Below are 19,676 nucleotides of genomic sequence, written 5' to 3' on the forward strand. Positions count from 1 at the left end.
GTAAACGTTTTTAACTTCAAAGTCCCAACCGACAAAGCAGCCTTTTACTTGCAGCTAATATGGTAACAGACCCACAACTCCATGCTAGCTAAACAATTTTGGACACTGGGACCCGCAGCCCCAAGGACTGCGGTGTCTGTCCAATTTAGTCTGGTCAAGCTAAAAATTACCGAAAATATGGCGGATCAGGCCGTTAGGTAATTGGATTAAGTAAAATAGGCAAGCTGAATATCCTAAATGCTATTAGCCAGCAACTCCACCTGGGCGCGATCGGCGATCGATCGGTCAGCAACTGCCAAAGTCCTTGCGAGCAAGGATTTTAGCAGCCAGAGAACCGATCGGCATTCGTAGCGTTGAAAGTTGGCGTTGACGGGTCACAACCAGACCTCCGGGTGCAAGCCCGCCTGTCAGGTGCTAGTAGTTTTTAAAGCAGTTTCTTCAGTTTATTCCTAATTTCCCTTAAGGGATGTGTCTCCGCTGCAAGGAGTTTTTATGAACCCCTCTCCCAACCGGTCTTCCAAATCGTCCAAATCTACTTCAAATCGCAAGGCTCAGCCAAGCGAACTGGCCGTCAATCCGCCTAAAGATACAGATTCCATTCCTGAGACACCAGACGAAAGTTCGGTGTCTCCGGCGTTGGCTGCACCTGTTGACCAAAATCAACCGCCAGCGCCAACAGACGCCCCAGCGTCCAAGGATAAGCTGCAACGACCACGCTACAGTTCTGCCCCTGACAAGGACAAAACAAAGCCACAAGACCAGCCCAGCAATGCTCCTGCACCCCCGGCGCCTGCAGCGTCTTCGACACCTGTCAGCGATACTCCAGCCCTAGCAGTCGCACCGCCGGCAAACGCCGAGCCTGCCGCTAACGAAAGTGAGGCCGCTGAGGACATACCCTCCGTCATGCGCCAACATCCCATTCCCCCCCCCAGCGAACCCAGACAGTACCGAGCTGTTGGTTTGGTGCGGGGCCGCTACACGCCATCAGAAGAGCAATTCACCCGGGGTATGCTGATATCGGCCGACGGAACTGCCATCGACGCAGTTTTGCTGGGTAGAGTCATGAGTTTAGTCAAAAATCATCTGGATCTCGAACAAGAACACCTGTGGGTGGTCTATCCGCGCACCAGACAAGAAGACGGCAACTTGCACGCCCAGATTATGGGAGTTTGGGAGCCGGAAACGCTCAAGAAACCTCCCGAACCGTCCTCTGATGAGGAAAATCAGGAAGCAGCGGAGATTGAGGCTGGCGGCGAAGCATCTACCGCATCTTTGCCTTCCTCGGAACCTGATGTTGAAGATGGCTATTTTTCGATTCGAGGTGAGGTGATTTATCAATCCCAAGACCAAGAAAAGTATGTCATCGTCAAAATCAAGCAAGCTCCCCGCAAGAATGACGACAAGATGAAGTTTTTTAAACTGAAACTCAAGGGAGATTTAGCAACAAAGGCGATCGGGTTTTTTTGGGATTTCCACGTCAAATTGAAAGCTGACAGTCTGATGATTGAGCAGGCTAATAATATTGGTGCCCTGCCGATTAAAAAGCGGAAATTCCCCCCTGGCAGCAAGTCGCCCGGTGGCTTCAAAGGAGGAGGGAAGCGTCCGTTTACTCCTAAGCCGAGCGGTGACGGTACTGCAGTAGGTCGTCCTACCATCAAGTCCGCAGCAGCAGCACCACCGCCTGTCCCGAAGGAACCTCTTCCTAAGCCGGTTAAGAAGCCTAAGCCGATCGAGGAATGAACCAATTTTAGATTTTAGATTTTAGATTTTAGATTTTAGGTGAGTGCATCAGTTTCCAATGCGTGCAGTTTTTTACTAAAATTCTTCAATCGAAAATCTAGAATCCAGGACGCACCGCGAGGATCAGAAACCGGGTTTCTTGACCAAAAAGCTAAGCTTTTAGGCAAAGCTGGCGACAAGAAACCCGGTTTCTAAAACCTTGTGCGTCCACAAATAATCTAAAACCGCTAAATCGCCAATCTAAAATCCTTTATTCGAGCCGGACTTGGGCGCCCCACAAATCTTGCGGGAGAAATACTCTGTCGGTGGGTAGGGGAGCAACTGGGGCCGTGAGGGTAAATTGACCCGCTTCAATTTGCTGCTTCAATTCCAATGCTACTTGCCGGGAGAGAAACATACTCGCAAGGGGGGCAGCCCGCACTGGTTTGCCCTCAATGAGAATGCGGCCAGTCTTTAATTGAGCGTAGCTGACTAAACCGAATGTGGGACGAACGCGCCGGGGGATAGAGAAATCTACCACCGGCGCTACTATTTTTTTGTCTGATACTGCACAGTTGGCGACGACTGTTTCGTTTAAGACTGGAAAGGGGATGCCGACTCCCAGCATCAGGGATGGGCCGTAGTTTTTGAAGTAGCAGCCGCGCACCCATTTCGAGTTCATCTGTTTGGCGTCGCCGATGAGTGCGAGGGTGGCAGCGGGGCCGATGGGGGTGCGGTTGGGCTGGCGTTTTTGCAGCGGGAAGTGCTGGGTTCCTTCCCAGGTGATGTAGCCGGTGGCGCCTCCTAGGAAGATGCGGGTGCCGATGCCGATGATTTCGAGGTCGGGGTCGTTGAGCAGGGGGGACATGGCTCCAAGGTTCGAGTAGACGGCGTTGCCGAGGTTTGGTTGCAGGGGGCCGAGGTAGGTGAACAGCGGGCGATCGCCCCCGTTGACGCCAACAATAAAGTTTTGATATGCGTTGCGGGGATTGAATAAATAAAACTGGTTGATTGTATCGCGGGTAATCGTGGTTTCAAATGAGGCGCGGGGGTAGCAGTCTGTTACTTGTCCCAAGGCTCGCAACTGTACGGGTTTACCGGCTATTAAATCTTCGATGACGTGTCCGCCGCCCCGTTCGCGCGATTCTTCGCCGTCTTCGGCTACTTGGGTGGCTCCCAGGTACAGGTCTACTGCCCCGAAGCCGGAGTAGGCTAAAACGCCGTCTAGCCAGCACTGGCGGATTTTTATCGGCGGATCGGTATGGCCGAGGTTGATGATTGCACCGGAGGATTCCATCGGCTCGAAGGTGCCGGTGGTAATCACATCGACTTGTTTGGCGGCTTGGGTAATGCTGGTTTCTTGAACTCTAGTTTTGAGTTCTTCGATCGTCCAGACTGTGGCTTTGCCCTGGCTGATTTTATCGTTGATTTCGTCGATCGATCTCATATATTTTAGATTTTAGATTTTAGATTTTAGATTTTGAATTGATTGATTTTGGAGTGATTTTGATTTGGGATTGATTTTAGATTGATGGATGGTCGATCGAGCTGGTTGTTTGAGATAAAAGCAATATATTATCACTGAGATGTTGCACCATTCTCTATATTTTTATATGAACAGGCAAGATGCCTGTTCCACGAAGAGTTAATTTTATTGTGGAACAGGCATCTTGCCTGTTCTCGATCGTGATGCCCGATGTAAATTATAACGGATACAATAACAATATCATAAATCAAATAAAGGGCGATAGCCATGACTCAAGCGATATTAAAACCAGTCACCTTTGATGAATTTATTGACTGGTATCCTGAAAATTCGGTAAACCGTTACGAACTGCACAATGGAGCTATTGTTGAGATGCCTAAAGCAACCGGAGAACATTCAGAAGTAGCCGGCTTCCTTGTCGCTGAACTCAACTTTGAAGTCAGACGACTAGGACTTCCCTACTTCCTGCCCAAGGAATGCGTTGTCGCCACCAATTATGATACCAGTTTCACAAAAAAATAATGTCACTGCCGACAAGCTCCAAACCCATATCCAGTAACTCATGGCTAATCTAAAATCTAAAATCTAAAATCTAAAATGGTATGAGTTATCTGGTTACGAACCGGATGCGATCGTGTTGGACAGGCAAGGGACGGACAGCGAACCGAGGTGGAAAAAGGAATCTATCATTACAATGGGTAGTTCTGTCCGGCTAGTTGTCGAAGTTGTCAGTACCAATTGGCGGGATGATTACGGCTACAAATTGGTGGATTACGAAGCTTTGGGCATTTCTGAATACTGGATTGCCGACTATTTGGGACTTGGCGGACGACGCTATATTGGCAATCCCAAACAACCTACTTTTTCTGTTTGCCAGTTGGTTGAGGGTGAGTATCAAGTCAGTCTGTTTCGCGGGAGCGAGCGGGTTGTGTCGCCCACATTTGGGCAGTTGAATTTGACTGTTCAACAGATTTTTAGCGCCGGCAGAGATACGGTAGAAAATGCGAGGCTTTAAGATAGTTAGGATCGTCAATTAAATAATTTCCCTTTTTTCTTGTGGGATGGGCGTCCCGCCCGTCCACTCATGACGGGCGGGACGCCCATCCCACAACAAACATGAAAAGTGGAAGTTATTTAATTCTCATTCCTTAGTTGAGGGTGTTCGTATCACAATTATCCTAAGTTTGTAGTGAATACTTCTGTCCTGTAACTCGGAATGAATAAGAACTGAAGTCATTACAAACCTTAACTATTGATTTTCAGGAGCGTCATTTTCTACATTATCTGAGATGTCGGGTTTGTGTTCTGGCAACTTTTCTCGTCGGCTTTCGCTGACTTCTATAGATTCATATTCTTCATGGATAGCAGAATCTATTGCTGCTAAGGTTTTAGGACTGGCACTCCACTGGTTGAGAATATCTTTAATTAGGGCTTCCCTAATCCAAACTTGAGCGACAACGGTGAGGGGGAGGGCTAGCAATAAGCCTAAAAATCCAAAGAAGGTGGCAAAGAATACTTGAGCTATTAAGGTAACAGCCGGCAGTAGCGCTACTTGCTGCGCCATAACATAAGGGGTGAGGAGGTTGCTTTCAAATTGTTGAATTAGAAAGTAGAGGATGAGCACAAAACCTGATTGTAAGGGAGAGTCTAAAAGTGCGATCGTCATTGGGGGAATGACGCTCAAACCAGGCCCGATATTTGGTATTAAGTTCAGCAAGCCGGCTAAAACAGCGTGGGCTAGAGCTAGGGGCACCTGCAATACTGACAAACCAATTAAACTCAGGAAAGTGATGACGCTCATGCTAATTAAAGCGCCGATTACCCATCGACCGAGTGCTATTTCGCATTCATCTAATATGCCATCGATTCGCCGCCGATAAAAAGAGGGGAAAAGTTGTATAAATGCTTTGCGGTAAGAGAGAGGTTCTGCTAATGTCATCAATGTCAAAACTATGACTAGCAAAAAGCTGAGGATAACGCCTAATGTGTTGCCGACAAATGCTCCGGCACTGCCGACGAGTTGATTGAATAGGGGTTGCAGTTGTTGGATGATGTCGTTAACATCAAGATTTGGCAGTCGCTGATCAAATTGTCCAGAAAAACGACCTTCAAATTGATCTATCCACTGATTTAATCTTTCTATTCCTTGAGGTGCTCTTTGGGTCAGTTGTTGAAACTGTTGGGTAAAGGGCGGTACAATTATCAGGAATAAGCCTACGAATACGAGGATTAGGAAGCTAACTGATAAGAGTACAGCGATCGATCTTTTGAGTCCGAATTTTTGCAAGTAGCGTGCTAGTCTGTTTAAGGCCGTGGCCAAGACGACGGCGGCAAACAGCAGCAGTAGGGCCTGCCTGATTTGCCACAGGATGTAACAAGATGCGATGAGGGCTAATAAGCCCATCCACTGTCCTAGCTTCATTAGATTTTAGATTTTAGATTTTAGATTTTAGATTGAGGAATAGGGTATTGGGAATTGCTGCTTGGTAATGGCTCTGCAGCCCTGAAGCGATGAATCGCACCTCTATAAGATACCTTAGATGCGCGCGATCGCATCTTTAATCAGATACCCCTACTCGGACATCTGTATAAGCAGCCTCCTCAATTTCCTTTGGCGAACACCTGCTGCGCTGTCAGCTTCAATTCTGGCAAAGTTGGGGACTCAATACACTCGCCCCCTCGGAACAGTTTGACTTGGTATTCGCCGTCAATTAGTTGGTAAACCGAAAAAGTGGGTTGTTTGGGGTTGCCAATAAACCGTCTGCCGCCCAATCCTAGATAGTCTATAATCCAATATTCTTGAATACCCATTGACTCATATTCCTCAAGCTTTAGGGCATAATCATCACCCCAATTAGTGCTAGTTACCTCGACGATTAGGGGGACTGATGAACCCATTGTAATAATTGATGATTTCTCGCATCGTTGCTCGTTTCCAATGGTTTGTTCGTTAAGTACAATGATATCTGGTTCATATCCCGATTCCTCGCGCATGGGTTTGATGACGCATTCTTTGGGGATGAAGTAGGGTAGTTGTAGCCTTCGGATTTCAAAGTATAGATCCGCTACAAGACAACCTGTCAGTTTAGAATGTTTGCCTGTTGCTTTTGGCATTTCAACAATTTCTCCGTTGTGTAGTTCATAGTGACATCCTGAATTCTCAGGATACCAGTCAATGAATTCATCGAATGTTACTAATTCAGGTATAATTTGAATCATGGTGAGTGCCTCAATTTTGCTTGTGATAAGCTGTACGGGGAATTAAGATTTTGGCTAAAACACAGTCTTTAGACCTAGTGTAGAGCGCACTTTTTGATTCCGTCTCTACTGCTGCTGTTGGCGCGATCGCCAGCCGAGTATGGCCGCTAAGATGATACTGGGGGTAAAGACGGCAATTAGGGCGTTGAGGTCGGTAGAGGGTATGGATAAGCTAGGCCCTGCGTACTTGATGGCTAGGGAAAGGGCGGCGGATAGGGTGAATACTTTGAGGATGGGGCTGATGTTGGTGTTCATGGACGTGGTAGTTGGTTGTATAATTAAGGATTAAGACTATTATCGCAAGTATTGTGTTGGGGGTGCGATCGCGCCTTAGAGTTTTTAACAGGAAAGAGGCGATGAATGTTGTTTTAAACCCAGAACTTGATTGAGGTTCGCATGATGACACAGACACTTTTACAGCCACAAGACCAACGGTTCATTCACTCCGGGATTAGCTGGCAACAGTTCAAGCTAATTGAACAGGGGTTTTCTGACTCCCCTGGCATCAGGTTGTTTTATTACAAAGGAGAGGTAGAAATCTTGGCAGTTTCCCCAGAACATGAATTTTTTAGTCGGACAATTTGTACGCTGCTGGCTATCTACTGCGCCGAAAATGAAATTGAGTTTTCACCGACGGGAAGTTTTACCAAAGAAAAGGAAGGGGTAGTGTCTGCACAAGCTGATGAATCTTACTTTATTGGCCGACGCATAACCCCAAATTCTTCCCCAGATTTATGTATCGAAGTTATATTCACTAGCGGTAATGTCAAAAAATTGCAGCGCTATCGAGTATTGGCAGTTTCTGAAGTCTGGTTCTGGGAGGATGGTGTATTGGCTATGTATCGCTTGGGTTCTGAGGATTATGAAAAAATTTATTTAAGTGTTGTTTTGCCAGATTTAGATATTAACTTATTGTGTCGCTGCTTGCTGATGGCTTCGAGTGTGGAAGCGATGAGGGAGTTGAGGAGAGGCATTTCTGGTTAGGGCGATCGCACCTATTTTTTATGCTTAACTTGATTTGAGTAGGTTGGGGCGATCGCCAGCTTAGCAGTGCGGCAAGGATAATAGTACGGGTAAACACGGCGATTAGAGCGATCGCAGCCGTTGAGGGTATGGATAGAATGGGACCGCCGTACTTAATGGCGAGGAGAGGGCGATCGAGATCGGGAATACTTTCAGGATAAATGCGGTGTTGGTGTTTATAGAATAGGTCTTTGGTGATACAATATGGCAGCAGGTGGGAAAATTGAGGGGCCATAGATTTTGCCCCAGACGGCGCGGCTCGAATACCTTTCTATTTTAGAAGAGGAATGTCCCACCAGGTAATTTGGTAATATTAGGCTTGATTGAGAATGGATAACCAAGAATCAGAGTTAATCGAGAAAATTCGTCAACAATTTGACCAAGCTCCTTACCCTAAAATTCCCCTCGACCACTCTCCCAAAACAGACTATCAATCTCTCTATATTCATAATCTGGTAACAGCTTACTATTTAAGAAATCAAAAAGTTATAGATACTGAAGGTAAAGTTATTTTAGATGCGGGCTGTGGCAGTGGCTACAAATCTCTGATGTTAGCAGAAGCAAATCCGGGGGCAAAAATTATAGGAGTAGATATATCTGAGGAGTCGGTCAAGTTGGCCAGACAGCGGTTACAATATCACGGTTTCAATAACACTGATTTTTATGCTCTACCCCTTGAGGATTTACCCGATTTAGGTTTAAAGTTTGACTATATCAACTGTGATGATGTCCTTTATTTAGTACCCGATCCTGTGGTCGGTCTTCAGGCAATGCAAGCCGTTTTAAAGCCCGATGGCATCATTCGCGCTAACCTTCATAGTTCTCTCCAACGCGCTTCTTATTATGCAGTTCAAAAAGTATTTAAAATTATGGGTTTATTAGAAGAAAACCCCCGAGAAATGGAAATAGGTATCGCTAAAGAAATTATAGAAGAATTACAAGATAATGTAGCGATCAAGGCAAGAACTTGGAATTTGCCAGTAGAAAAAAATGAAGAATGGCTGCTGGCCAACTATCTCCTTCAAGGCGATAAAGGCTACACGATTCCAGAAGTTTTTGCAGCTTTAAGGGAAGCGAATTTAGAATTCATCAGCATGGTGAATTGGCGACAATGGGAGTTAGCAGACTTGTTCAAAAATCCCGAAAACTTGCCCGCATTTTTGGCGATGAGCTTGCCGGATCTCCCTGTTGAGATCCGACTACACCTATTTGAGTTATTGCACCCGGTCAACCGCTTGATTGACTTTTGGTGTGGTCATCCTAATCAAGCTCACTCTTTTAGAGAGGTGTATGAGTGGACGAAATCTGACTGGCAGCAAGTTCGAGTTTATCTGCACCCTCAACTCAGAACACCTCAGTTAAAAAACGATCTAGTGAATGCTATCACTAATCAGAAAGTTTTCGAGATCGGTCGCTACGTAAGTCTGCCTACGCGAGTACCAATTACGGTAGATAGTATGATGGCGGCTTGCCTACTACCTTTGTGGGAAACAGATCCGCCACAGTCGGTCATGTGTCTTGTAGAGCGTTGGCTCAAACTCAGACCCCTACATCCTATCACTCTTGAGCAAGCTAAGCCAGAAAAAGCTTTTGAAGAAGTTAAAGAACTCCTTAGTAGCCTAGAAGTCTTTCTATACATACTTTTCGAGCGTTCGGTTTGAGGGTGCTAAAAAATTTGGTTAGTGAGTGATATGAAAGTTATTGAAAAGGGGTAAGTTACTATTAGGAGTCAAAAATCAAGCATCTCACGCGATTTGGAGAAATAACAGATGAAAACTGAATTGAAAGCTAAATTTCTACAACACCTCAATCAGAAGCGGGATAAGGGTTTCACCCTAATTGAACTGCTGGTGGTTATCATCATCATTGGCATTTTGTCTGCCATTGCCTTACCCTCCTTCTTGAACCAAGCCAACAAAGCTAAGCAGTCAGAAGCTAAGCAGTATATCGGTTCCATGAACAGGTCTCAACAAGCTACCTTCGCAGAGAGTGGTAGATTTGCCACATCTGTTGGCGAGTTGAATCTTGGCATTAAAACGCAGACTCAAAACTATAACTACGCGCTCGATCCTGTAGCACCTGCTACAAATGCTACTGAGGTGGGAAATGTCGCACAACCCATAGGGGAAGCGCTCAAAGCATACGCAGGAAAAGTAGCTTTAATTCAGCCTGTAGGAGCAACTGAAAGAACCACTGCGGCGGTATTGTGCGAAAGAACTGCGGCCGGCGCAGGAGCTGTAACGGGCTATGCAACGGTTGCCGCTGCCAGTGTGGGTTGTACAGGTCCCGCATGGACGGAAGTTTCTAAGTAGGCTTGATAATCTAGCCTTTAAAGCTAGAATTGTTCCTGCAGGCCTCATCAAAAGTTGATGCAACACAATGGGTAGTGTTCTGAACGCTACCCACTCTTGTAGCCAAATTATCACTAAATAGTTATTTTGTTTAGGTATGTTCTTTGCCATAATTTTTAGTGCGGCAAGATCATAACAATAAGGATAAAAAAGGAGACTTACTTATGGTGGTATTTTTAGAAAACACCTCGTCTACAGATTTAGCAGCTTTGGAAGAACAAGCACATAAATACTTAACTGAAGGACTGTACACTCTGGCTGCCAACCTATATGAGCAAGCCATTGCTACGGAACCAGATACAAAGTCTCACTACTGGAATTTGGGGCTAATGCTATTATTGCACGAGCAAGAGCTAGAAGCTCAAGCTACTTGGCTGTTAGGCATGGCAGAGGGTGAGCCAGAACAAATTGAGCAATGGACTGAGCAGCTGATAATGGTTCTGCAAACAGAAGCAGAACGCAGGGAGGCTTTGAAAGAGGACTCGATTGCTTGGGCAATTCGGCACCACATCCGGGAGATTGCTCCCACAAATATTAACAACCTGTTATACTTGCTTGAGCTTTCCGTCAGGCTGGGGACTTTTACGGCTGAGGAACTGACTTCTCTAGGAGTGATTAAACTTCTTAAATCAGAAGAATCTGGAGAAATAAACTTCGAGGTATTGATGCAGGTGTTAAAAAGCATTTTAGAATACGCTCCTTTGCACCCATCATCCTTGGAATTGGCAGAAGCATGCCTTACTCATGTCTGTGACTGCCAACTATATATTAACTCTGTAATACCAACGGCTTTTGGACTGGCAACTTTGTGGAAAAACTCCAGGCAAGCAGTACACTTTGCTGAATTGTGTTTACGCTTAGATCCAAACAATCTAGATATTATCTGTCTTTTAAGTGTTTTTTACCAGAATGCAGGTCAATATAATGAAGGGATAAAGACCGCTAAAATTTTATATTCATTAGCAGAATCTTTGCCAGTTAAAATCTATGCGACGCATTTAGTCCTTCGGGGGTTAATGAGCGCCGGTGGATATTGGGAAGAAGCTGTCTCAGTCGTTAACCGCCTCCAATCTCTACAAGAATCATTGATAGCTGAACAGCCAATTTCATTGGACTTAATTACAGCTCATAACCTGTTTCTTACCCCCTTCTTTTTCCCTTACTTTAGAGATGAACCCAAAAAATACAGAAAAATCAGTAACCAATTAGCTCAAATATGCCAAGTCAATATTCAAAACTCTGCTAAAAAGCAGATAGAACTATACAGGCAGCGCCAGTTTACTCATCGCAAAAATATTAGTAGTTTAACCAAACCTTTGAAGATCGGTTATTTATCTCATTGCCTCGCGACCCACGCGGTGGGATCGCTAGCTCGATGGCTGATCAAGTACCACGATCGGGAGCGTTTTCAACTGCATGCCTATTTAATTAATTATAGGAATATGCAGGACCCGCTACAAGAATGGTACGTAAATCAAGTGTCTAAAGCATATAGGTGCGGGATTGTCGGTACTGAAATCGCTGAGCAAATTTCTCAAGATGAAATTGATATTCTAGTTGATCTTGACAGCCTCACCTCAGATGTTAGCTATGAAGTGATAGCGCTTAAACCTGCACCGGTGCAAATAACATGGCTAGGATGGGACGCATCAGGGCTACCTACAATTGATTATTTTATTGCCGATCCTTATGTTTTACCAGAATCAGCTCAGGATTATTATTCGGAAAAGATATGGCGTTTACCTCAAACTTATATAGCAGTAGATGGTTTTGAAGTGGGGATACCAACACTGCGACGCGAGCAGTTAGATATTCCTACTGATGCGGTCATATACCTTAGTGCTCAGATAGGTTACAAACGGCATCCTGATACAGCACGGCTCCAGATGAAAATTATCAGTGAAGTCCCTAATAGTTATTTCATAATAAAAGGAGCAGGTGAGGAAGAGTCTATTAAAAAACTCTTTAATGACTTAGCACAAGAAGAGGGTATAGATTTTAATCGATTACGATTTGTGCCAGAGGTAGTCTCGTCAGAAGTTCACCGAGCCAACCTTAGTATCGCTGATGTAGTTTTGGATACCTATCCCTATAATGGTGCTACAACCACTCTAGAAACTTTGTGGATGGGTGTTCCTTTAGTGACAAAAGTTGGAGAGCAGTTTGCAGCTCGCAACAGCTACACAATGATGATGAATGCTGGGATTAACGAAGGCATTGCTTGGACAGATGAAGAGTATATAGAATGGGGAATTCGTTTAGGGAAAGATGCGGCTCTGCGGCAGCATATATCCTGGAAACTGCGGCAGTCACGACAAACGGCTCCATTGTGGGATGGCAAGCAATTTACGCTAGAGATGGAGAAAGCATACGAGCAGATGTGGCGAAATTACGTAGAAGCTGGCAATTGAATGCTGCCCTAGGCATAACAGAGGAAAAAATTACTATGACGAATAATCACATTCCTAGAAGTTCAATGTTGGGGTCATTATTGAATGCAAAGCAGTTGGGTTTTGATCCGGAAACGGTTATTGACGTAGGTGCTGGATTAGGTACATTTGAGATTTATTATGCTTTTCCAAAATCCAGATATCTCCTGATCGAACCCATAGCCGAGAACGAACCATATCTAAAAAAAATCTGTCAACATCTTGAAAGAGCCGACTATATAATTGCAGCTGCTTCCACAGAGGCAGGACTTGTGCCTCTTCAAGTGAATCTGAGCAACTTTATCCACTCTTACATCTCAGAGGATGGTGAGGCTAGCTCCGAAAATTTTGAGCTAAGGACAATCCCGGCCGTTACTCTGGATGAAATTTGTAAAACTCGCCAGTTAGAAGGGCCGTATTTAATCAAAGTTGATGTAGATGGTAGAGAACTAGATGTCCTAGCAGGTGCAACTCAAACTCTTCAAAATACAGAGTTGGTAATTGTAGAAGTTAATTTATATGTAACAGCTAGATTTGATAAGATGGCTAATGTTATAAACTTTATGAAAGAGCAAGGTTTTGTAGCCTATGATCTTGTCAATCTTGCTTGTCGTTATTCAGACTTAGCTTTATTTCAGGTTGATATGGTTTTTGTCAAAGAATCAGGTCAGTTTACAAAAGAATCCCGTTATGTGGCAGGAAAGGAGCAGGAAGAAAGACTGAGGGCGCATTTGAAAGCGTATCGAGAAACCTTAATCGCACAGATCGAAAATTTGACGCCCTTTGAAGTTTTACAAAAAACTGGATTGACTCAAGCAGAAACTATCCAGAATCAAGCTTATCAAAACTTACTTCAAGGAGATTACAGCCGAGCTGCCCATCTCTACGAAGAGGCTATTGAAGCTGAACCCGATAATAGGTTTCACTATTGGTATTTGGGGTTGGCGTTGCTATTAGACGCACAAGAGATAGAAGCTCAGGCGACATGGCTGATGGGGATGACGGGAGGAGATAGCGAACAAGTCGATCTGTGGACAAAGGATTTAATGCAAGTCCTGCAAACAGAAGCGGAGCGACGGGGAAAATTCGGAGACTATGGAATTACTTGGACAATCCGCCATCATCTACGGCAAATCAATCCGACAGACATTAATAATCTATTGCATTTGATTAACCTGTCTATTCGGATGGGGATCTATACAGAAGCTGAACTCGATTCTTTGGGCGTAATCAAGCTTCTGAAGTCGGATCAATCCTCTGAGGTAGATTCTGGCTTATTGCTGCTAGTTGTGAAAAATGTTTTAGAATACAATCTTTTGCACCCACTTTCTAGAGAATTATATGAGCAAGCGGGAACTAGGCTTTTTGGAGCTAGCCCACCGCAGGATACCCTTAAGAAGGAGAACTGATTTCATTAGGGGAGTTGCTGATAATTAAGCTGTCTAGCTCACGAGTGGGAATGTGTTGGGCTTGTACTCTGGCGATCGCCTCTTTATTTTCAGCAGACTGCAACACAATTCTACCATGCAGGCGAGGTTTCACAGCTTCCCACTGAATTTCGCTCAACAGTCCAATCACTGAAATTTCAGGCCCGTCGGAGACATCTAAGTCCTCTTCCATTAACAGGTTCATCACCACACTAGATAAAGCAAGATTAGCATCTTCATCAGAAATTTGGCTACTGTCTACGAGCAGAGTCATCTTATCTTTGTCTGGGTGAGTTGCTATCGCTCTTATTACCTGGGCAAACTCCTCATTTAAAGACGGTTCCGGCTGATTCCAGTCGGGAAATACGATTAAATTAATTTCTCTTAAGTTCAGGTTTTGGTAGAGATCACTTCTGTACTCTTTAGACAGGTAGTTAACCCTAAAAAAGCTTAAATCAGGTAACATTCCCCATACCAGCCTCGCCGCTTGAGCCACATTAGATATTCCCGCTTGCTCTCCATTAATCGCCCAGGTACCTATTGAGCCATTTCCGTCCGACATGGGACCTTGATATGCTTGGGGTTGATGCGTCTGTCTTTCAGGAATATTAAACTGCGAAGGGGTAATGTTATGTTTTTTAGCCAATTCTTCAATTTCTTGCAAACGAGTGTCGTACTCGCCAATATCCATATTGATACTTGAAGCACCAGCCCTTACGACAGTTAAAATATCAAATTTAATTTCTTCATCCTCCGCAAAAAATAACTCTTTGGTTCTAACTTGCACGTCAGCAATGGCCATAAATGGGTTGATTGATGGTACTAAACTATCGTGCAGCAGTTTCTTGGTATCTTTTTTGGCATCGTTTAAAAAATCTTTAAATGGTTTCCCATCCAAGCTGGGGTAGCACGATGAAGTTCCCGTACTATGTCCAGAATTGCCCGCCACTGAAAGAGGGCGAAAAGAATATAAGTAATTTTCTAAATAATAGGCATTAATCACACCCGAATACACATCGGGAATAGATGACATGAAATATTTACCATGAACAGATTTAATCTTTTCTATTAAAGCTCTAGGAATAAAAGCATTGTAGAGCATGGGGAGTTCACCATAAGAAACTTCAAAATTATAGAACTGCTTTAATTTTTGTCTTGCTTGAAAATTTACAGCTACCTGATCCTGCAACTGAACGTACAATTTATTCTTATGCCAAGGGACGATCGCACTCTGCCACCAATATACAGTGCCCCGAGACCAAGCCACTGTCTGCACGTCATATTCCTGGAGAAGATTTAAACAAATTTCGAGGCAATCTGGCATTAAAGCATCATCATCTCCGAGAACAGTAATGTATTCTCCTGTAGCGTGAGATAACCCCAATTCCCAATTGTCAGACATGGAGAGTCTTTCAGTTGCGCGATAATAGTTGATTCGCTCATCATTAAATGAAGCTACAACTTCGGCAGTTTCTGCACTACTAAAATTGTCCATAACCACCAGTTCAAACTCCTTATGAGTTTGATTAAGTACACTCTGAATCGAATGTTTTAATGTATCATGTCTCTGGCGTGTAGGGATGATAATAGAAAAGAAATTGTTTGATGACATTATTGATACCTAGGATAGATAATAAAATTGAGATTTCGCCAATTCTTGATTAACCGATCGCCTACTATTTCCCCTTCGCCTGCCCCAACAATACCTTATAATCCGCCCTGTCAGGATTTAGCTTCACCAACTTCTCCAAAGGCTCGATCGCCCCCACCTGATTATTCATCTGCAACCGCACATTGGCCAACCCCTCCAGAGCCGTCTGATTTTGCGGTTCTCGCTGCAAAACCCCCATATACCCCCGTTCCTGGGCCGCCAGCAAAGATTCCTGAGAAACTGCTACCGGAGCTGATTTTTGTTGGTGCTGGCTGCTCAAACCGCTGCCGAACAGACTCACCATACCAAAAATCGTAGAACCAGCAAAGCCAACCATTGATACTAACGCAAAAATCTGCTTAATTCGATCGCTCCGATGAACCTGACTATCACTAGATTTTTTCTGTGTGCTTTCCATTGCTAACTCTTGGCGTCGCTGTTTTTCAGGCACTCAAGAAGCACCTAATCTCTAGAATGCCCAAGTTCGATCGCAAAACGATCGCCTTTCCCCGATTTAAAATTTGAGATCAATTCTAGCCACAACACAAAATCTGAGATTTGTCAATGACATTTAGGTGACAATAACACGCGATCGAGATCGATGAAGCGCGATCGCACCCTTACTTTTTAGCCGTTACTCTCAGGCAATTCGCCAAACCGAGCTCGGTAACGCGGTAGCAAAGATGTGAGTTCAGGATCGCGCTGGCGTTCCGCTTCTAGTGCTGAGGCTAATTCATCAGAAAGCCGATCTAATTTTTCTTCTAATGTTGTTGCAGTCGAGCCGAGCGCTCCTTAATTATGGTTATTTTTAATCTCAAACGCCCTTGCTGACTCGATTGTGCAATCAAAATGGGATTGGATTAAGGGCCCAAAGGTCGATCGACCTTCCACACCTTCAAATGCCATCAGGATCGATACCTTGGCTTCTCAAGTATGCCATTAGTCGATCGGCTCTCTGCCGTTCATCTTCGGCCCTCTGGCGTTCCTCTTCGGCCCTCTGGCGTTCCTGTTCCACCCGTTCCGCACCCCACAGCAGCAAATTGCCATTCTCATCCCACCAGCGCAACCAATAACCCGTTCTCTGAGATTTTTCACCTTCCCAAACCCCCAAAAATAAACCCATTGATTCTATCCAGAATCGCTGATTAGCATCCGGTTCTTGCAGTTCATATTCTCCCGATGTCGAGAGTCTGTACACTTCCAACACTCCCGATTTCGGTTCAAATATTACATAAATCGGTACCTGCAAAATTCGCTCGTAAAACCGCCATTTCCCGTAAGGATATGTCGGTTTATTTGAATATTCACTACCGTCAGTATCCGATAAAAATTCCATCACTACTGCGGGTACTTCTCCCTCAGCATTGCGCGTATAACTGCGGCGAACTTCTCCTGGTTCTGCTGGCAATACCGAGGGAACGTACACCCAATCAGGGGCTTTTACTACTGTTTTGTCGTTGACTTTGGCACAGAGTCCAAAGTTAGAAGCTATTAGCATTGAAGCTAGGATAAATCCTGCCAGATCCAAGGCTTCTCGGAGTCCCGCGGCTAAAAGTGGTTGGTTGATGTTTTCCACAGGCTCGTCGGGTAATTTAAAGTCGTCTGGCAATTTTTCCCAAGTTACAGTATACTTCGTTTGGGTTTCGACTGGTTTCGATAATGTTTGCGTCATTGGTTTTCTTGTTTGGATGGAAAGAGTTTTTTGTTAATAGGATTTGGACAATAACTTTAATGCCGGTGTGCGAAAGGCGCACTTTATTAACTAGCTGTAATCGGGGTGCGAAAGGCCCACATTACTAACTAAAGCAACTCCCGAATCTTGCAATAATTGCGGTTATTCAATGATACCCTGTTTTAAGGAGTATTTTCTGGAGCCACTGGTTCTGCTGATCTTGCAGTTTGAGAAGGTAGAACAGGCAATTTGGGCTGTTTTTGCAAGCTGGGAAATCCCGGCTCTAATGATTGATTTCTGGCCGTTTTACTCGCATTTACTTTCTCAGAAAGGGGGGCTAATGTTTGAGTGACTTTAACTTGCTGTCGCAGTTGTTCTGTCGAACCCAACAAGCCGCCCAATCCGTTGAACAACCTGCGAATGTTGTTGCGGAAAGCCGGATCTCCTGTCAAATCATCCACGTCGGAAGTAATTTTCTGCACGTTCTGAAATGTAGCTCGTGCAGAATCTAGGGTTTGCTGCAATAATAGCAAAGTGGCGGGATTGTTTACTTGGCTGGATAAATCTCGCAAGTTACTAGAAGCTTGGGCTGCATTCGCTGATAAAACTTCTAAATTGTTCAGCAATTGTCCTTGGTTAATACGATTAATTGTCGGACTCAAACTGCTGACAGCTACCCGCAGTTCCTGACTGCTTTGATTGATGTTATTCAGAGTTGAAACTAAACTGGCGCGGTTGGTTGTTACTAAAGAATTGAGTTGGTTGGCTGTTAAGGTAACTTGATTGGCTGCTTGAGTTACTGAATTAGCAGAATTTATCGCAGCGGCAGATACGGCTTTTGTGGAAGTGTCCGCCGTAGCTGCTACTTTAGAAACATCAGCGGCGACTGCTGATATTTCCGTCTTGAGCGATTGATTTAAGATGCTTGCTTCTCCCTTTAATGATTGATTCAAGCTGCTTGCTTCCCCCTTTAATGATTGATTCAAACTGGCTATTTCAGTTTTTACAGATTGATTTAATGTTCCAATGTCTCCCCTTACCGATTGATTTAAAGTTTTTATTTCCGCTTGGGCAGTCTGAGTTAATTTAGATAAATCTTGCGTTAGTTTAGCTGCACCTTTCGCTGTGTTGGCTGTATTTTCTGCTAGAGATTTAATATTGTTAAACAGCGCGGGGTCAGTGTAGAAATTAGCTAGGCGGACTGTGGATTTAATTAGTTCGTCGATAGTGACTCCAGCTTGACCTTTTAAGCGCGAATTTTGGCAGATAATCTCTGGGGGACAGTTGGCACTAACGGGATTGGCGGTAACTAATGATTCTGGCAAAATCGAGTTGGGGGTAATGTCGATCGACGATTCGCCAATTAAACCGGATTTATTCGCTTCGATCGTAACATCCCTGGGAATCACTAAAGTACCGGGGGCAATCTCCAGCGTCACGTCTACGCCGTTGGAACCCGGTTGGAGGGCGGTAATTTTACCGACTGCAACCCCGCGATACCTGATGGGCGTGCCTATTTGCATTCCTTGGGCGCTGGCAAATTCTACGGCGAATTTGTAGCTGCGGTTCCCTAGCTGCACGCCCCGCAGCCAGAGCACTAAGCCGCCAAATAAACCGATTCCTACTAAAATTAAGAACCCGACAGAACCTTCTCTTACAGTTCGCGATCGCATATTACCTCCTCAGTCATTGGTCATTGGTTATTAGTCATTCATCATCAGTCATTTCCATCTAAAATCTAAAATCTAAAATCTAAAATCTAAAATTGGCTGACTATCCAAGCGCTTGAATTGGCCCAGTAACACTGCCGCTAAAAAATTGTCGGATAAGTAAATTATCTGTCGATGCAATGTCATTGACAGTTCCCTCCCACTGCACTTTGCCTCGATAGAGAAATACGATGCGATCGGCAGTGCGGCGGATGGTACTGTCTTGGTGAGTGACGATCGCATAAGTGCTGCAAACACCTTGGGCCGCCTGCAAGTCCCTGATTAAATCTTCAATTACCGTCGAAGCGATCGGATCTAAACCCGCCGTCGGTTCGTCGTACAGCAAAACCTCTGGATTATCCCTGTCATTATCAGGATTCGCCATGATAGCGCGGGCAAAACTTACCCGCTTCCTCATTCCCCCAGACAACTGCGCCGGATAGCGTTCGCCAATTCGCGGCAAACCCACCATCTCTAACTTCTCCTCCACCAATTCCCGAATGCGGCGGCGCGGCAGCTTAGAATGCTGGTAAAGTAAAAAACCGACATTCTCCTCCACCGTCAGCGAATCAAACAAAGCCGCTTGCTGAAACACCATCCCAATTCCGATCGGATCTGCCACGTCGTCCACCCATCCGACTCTGCGCTGTCCCTGAACAAAAACCTCACCGGCATCCGGGGCCAACAAACCCGCAATTATCCGCAGAATCGTAGATTTCCCCGTCCCGGAAGGGCCAATAATTGCCAGGGCCTCTCCCCGATAAATCCTCAGATCCACTCGATCGAGGATCGGGTTCTGGCCGAAGGACTTACTTACCCCCTTGAGTTCGATTAGCGGCTCAGCCATAGGATGTTATCAATAAGTTGTCAGTCATCAGTCATCAGTCTAGCTAATGACTCATGACTCATGACTAATCACTAATTACTTAAATTGACTGCCAGAATCAAAAC

At 44.8% G+C, this 19,676-nt stretch carries 15 protein-coding genes and 1 pseudogene; 7 read left to right on the top strand and 9 right to left on the bottom strand.

Features of this window, described 5'->3' with window-relative positions:
• Nucleotides 1-492: 492 nt before the first annotated feature.
• Nucleotides 493-1,740: a hypothetical protein gene (locus QUA50_RS12005; RefSeq protein WP_333264382.1), complete on the top strand. Its 1,248-nt coding sequence runs from the start codon at nt 493-495 to the stop codon at nt 1,738-1,740.
• Between the two features lie 250 nt (nt 1,741-1,990).
• Here the strand turns inward: QUA50_RS12005 and QUA50_RS12010 are convergent, their stop codons facing one another.
• A complete protein-coding gene (locus QUA50_RS12010; protein WP_333264385.1) occupies nt 1,991-3,166 on the bottom strand; it encodes a homocysteine biosynthesis protein in 1,176 nt (391 codons plus the stop codon).
• 306 nt (nt 3,167-3,472) lie between these two features.
• Between QUA50_RS12010 and QUA50_RS29260 the strand changes: the two are divergent.
• Nucleotides 3,473-4,220 (top strand): annotated as a pseudogene (locus QUA50_RS29260) (Uma2 family endonuclease).
• Between the two features lie 234 nt (nt 4,221-4,454).
• On the opposite strand, the gene QUA50_RS12025 reads toward QUA50_RS29260, so the two are convergent.
• The 3 genes from QUA50_RS12025 to QUA50_RS12035 all read right to left on the bottom strand — a co-directional run bounded on the left by QUA50_RS12025 (nt 4,455) and on the right by QUA50_RS12035 (nt 6,718).
• Nucleotides 4,455-5,627: an AI-2E family transporter gene (locus tag QUA50_RS12025; protein WP_333264387.1), complete on the bottom strand. Its 1,173-nt coding sequence runs from the start codon at nt 5,625-5,627 to the stop codon at nt 4,455-4,457.
• A 179-nt stretch (nt 5,628-5,806) separates the two neighbouring features.
• Nucleotides 5,807-6,424 (bottom strand): Uma2 family endonuclease, encoded by a 618-nt coding sequence (locus QUA50_RS12030; RefSeq protein WP_333264390.1) that lies wholly within the window; start codon nt 6,422-6,424, stop codon nt 5,807-5,809.
• A gap of 105 nt (nt 6,425-6,529) precedes the next feature.
• Entirely contained in the window at nt 6,530-6,718 is a 189-nt protein-coding gene (locus QUA50_RS12035) for a hypothetical protein (RefSeq protein WP_332984302.1), read from the bottom strand.
• 144 nt (nt 6,719-6,862) lie between these two features.
• Here QUA50_RS12035 and QUA50_RS12040 point away from each other — a divergent pair, with 144 nt between their 5' ends.
• From QUA50_RS12040 to QUA50_RS12060, 5 genes are all read left to right on the top strand, one after another.
• Nucleotides 6,863-7,447, top strand: coding sequence for a Uma2 family endonuclease (locus QUA50_RS12040; RefSeq protein ID WP_333298689.1), 585 nt, complete (start codon nt 6,863-6,865; stop codon nt 7,445-7,447).
• Nucleotides 7,448-7,815: 368 nt separating this feature from the next.
• Nucleotides 7,816-9,147 (top strand): class I SAM-dependent methyltransferase, encoded by a 1,332-nt coding sequence (locus tag QUA50_RS12045; RefSeq protein ID WP_333264396.1) that lies wholly within the window; start codon nt 7,816-7,818, stop codon nt 9,145-9,147.
• A gap of 108 nt (nt 9,148-9,255) precedes the next feature.
• Nucleotides 9,256-9,798, top strand: coding sequence for a type IV pilin-like G/H family protein (locus QUA50_RS12050; protein ID WP_333264399.1), 543 nt, complete (start codon nt 9,256-9,258; stop codon nt 9,796-9,798).
• 203 nt (nt 9,799-10,001) lie between these two features.
• Nucleotides 10,002-12,248, top strand: coding sequence for an O-linked N-acetylglucosamine transferase family protein (locus QUA50_RS12055; RefSeq protein ID WP_333264401.1), 2,247 nt, complete (start codon nt 10,002-10,004; stop codon nt 12,246-12,248).
• Between the two features lie 35 nt (nt 12,249-12,283).
• Nucleotides 12,284-13,675, top strand: coding sequence for an FkbM family methyltransferase (locus QUA50_RS12060; RefSeq protein WP_333298691.1), 1,392 nt, complete (start codon nt 12,284-12,286; stop codon nt 13,673-13,675).
• Here QUA50_RS12060 and QUA50_RS12065 read toward each other — a convergent pair.
• The 5 genes from QUA50_RS12065 to QUA50_RS12085 all read right to left on the bottom strand — a co-directional run bounded on the left by QUA50_RS12065 (nt 13,659) and on the right by QUA50_RS12085 (nt 19,572).
• On the bottom strand, nt 13,659-15,305 hold the full coding sequence (locus QUA50_RS12065; protein WP_333264407.1) for a glycosyltransferase family 2 protein: 1,647 nt from the start codon (nt 15,303-15,305) through the stop codon (nt 13,659-13,661). The genes QUA50_RS12060 and QUA50_RS12065 overlap by 17 nt on opposite strands.
• Before the next feature lie 64 nt (nt 15,306-15,369).
• Entirely contained in the window at nt 15,370-15,762 is a 393-nt protein-coding gene (locus QUA50_RS12070) for a tetratricopeptide repeat protein (protein WP_333264409.1), read from the bottom strand.
• A gap of 477 nt (nt 15,763-16,239) precedes the next feature.
• Entirely contained in the window at nt 16,240-17,016 is a 777-nt protein-coding gene (locus QUA50_RS12075; RefSeq protein ID WP_333264412.1) for a Uma2 family endonuclease, read from the bottom strand.
• 182 nt (nt 17,017-17,198) lie between these two features.
• Entirely contained in the window at nt 17,199-18,689 is a 1,491-nt protein-coding gene (locus tag QUA50_RS12080; RefSeq protein ID WP_333264415.1) for an MlaD family protein, read from the bottom strand.
• Between the two features lie 100 nt (nt 18,690-18,789).
• The gene (locus QUA50_RS12085; protein WP_333066584.1) at nt 18,790-19,572 is read right to left on the bottom strand and encodes an ATP-binding cassette domain-containing protein; all 783 of its coding nucleotides are present in this window, start codon (nt 19,570-19,572) and stop codon (nt 18,790-18,792) included.
• Between the last annotated feature and the right edge of the window lie 104 nt (nt 19,573-19,676).

Source organism: Microcoleus sp. M2_D5, from assembly GCF_036701935.1.
Lineage (GTDB): Bacteria > Cyanobacteriota > Cyanobacteriia > Cyanobacteriales > Microcoleaceae > Microcoleus.

What these genes read in the sequence shown, in the direction of transcription:
- QUA50_RS12005 (WP_333264382.1), top strand. Translation starts at nt 493, where the DNA reads ATGAACCCCTCTCCCAACCGGTCTTCCAAATCGTCCAAATCTACTTCA.
- QUA50_RS12010 (WP_333264385.1), bottom strand. Translation starts at nt 3,166, where the DNA reads ATGAGATCGATCGACGAAATCAACGATAAAATCAGCCAGGGCAAAGCC.
- QUA50_RS12025 (WP_333264387.1), bottom strand. Translation starts at nt 5,627, where the DNA reads ATGAAGCTAGGACAGTGGATGGGCTTATTAGCCCTCATCGCATCTTGT.
- QUA50_RS12030 (WP_333264390.1), bottom strand. Translation starts at nt 6,424, where the DNA reads ATGATTCAAATTATACCTGAATTAGTAACATTCGATGAATTCATTGAC.
- QUA50_RS12035 (WP_332984302.1), bottom strand. Translation starts at nt 6,718, where the DNA reads ATGAACACCAACATCAGCCCCATCCTCAAAGTATTCACCCTATCCGCC.
- QUA50_RS12040 (WP_333298689.1), top strand. Translation starts at nt 6,863, where the DNA reads ATGACACAGACACTTTTACAGCCACAAGACCAACGGTTCATTCACTCC.
- QUA50_RS12045 (WP_333264396.1), top strand. Translation starts at nt 7,816, where the DNA reads ATGGATAACCAAGAATCAGAGTTAATCGAGAAAATTCGTCAACAATTT.
- QUA50_RS12050 (WP_333264399.1), top strand. Translation starts at nt 9,256, where the DNA reads ATGAAAACTGAATTGAAAGCTAAATTTCTACAACACCTCAATCAGAAG.
- QUA50_RS12055 (WP_333264401.1), top strand. Translation starts at nt 10,002, where the DNA reads ATGGTGGTATTTTTAGAAAACACCTCGTCTACAGATTTAGCAGCTTTG.
- QUA50_RS12060 (WP_333298691.1), top strand. Translation starts at nt 12,284, where the DNA reads ATGACGAATAATCACATTCCTAGAAGTTCAATGTTGGGGTCATTATTG.
- QUA50_RS12065 (WP_333264407.1), bottom strand. Translation starts at nt 15,305, where the DNA reads ATGTCATCAAACAATTTCTTTTCTATTATCATCCCTACACGCCAGAGA.
- QUA50_RS12070 (WP_333264409.1), bottom strand. Translation starts at nt 15,762, where the DNA reads ATGGAAAGCACACAGAAAAAATCTAGTGATAGTCAGGTTCATCGGAGC.
- QUA50_RS12075 (WP_333264412.1), bottom strand. Translation starts at nt 17,016, where the DNA reads ATGACGCAAACATTATCGAAACCAGTCGAAACCCAAACGAAGTATACT.
- QUA50_RS12080 (WP_333264415.1), bottom strand. Translation starts at nt 18,689, where the DNA reads ATGCGATCGCGAACTGTAAGAGAAGGTTCTGTCGGGTTCTTAATTTTA.
- QUA50_RS12085 (WP_333066584.1), bottom strand. Translation starts at nt 19,572, where the DNA reads ATGGCTGAGCCGCTAATCGAACTCAAGGGGGTAAGTAAGTCCTTCGGC.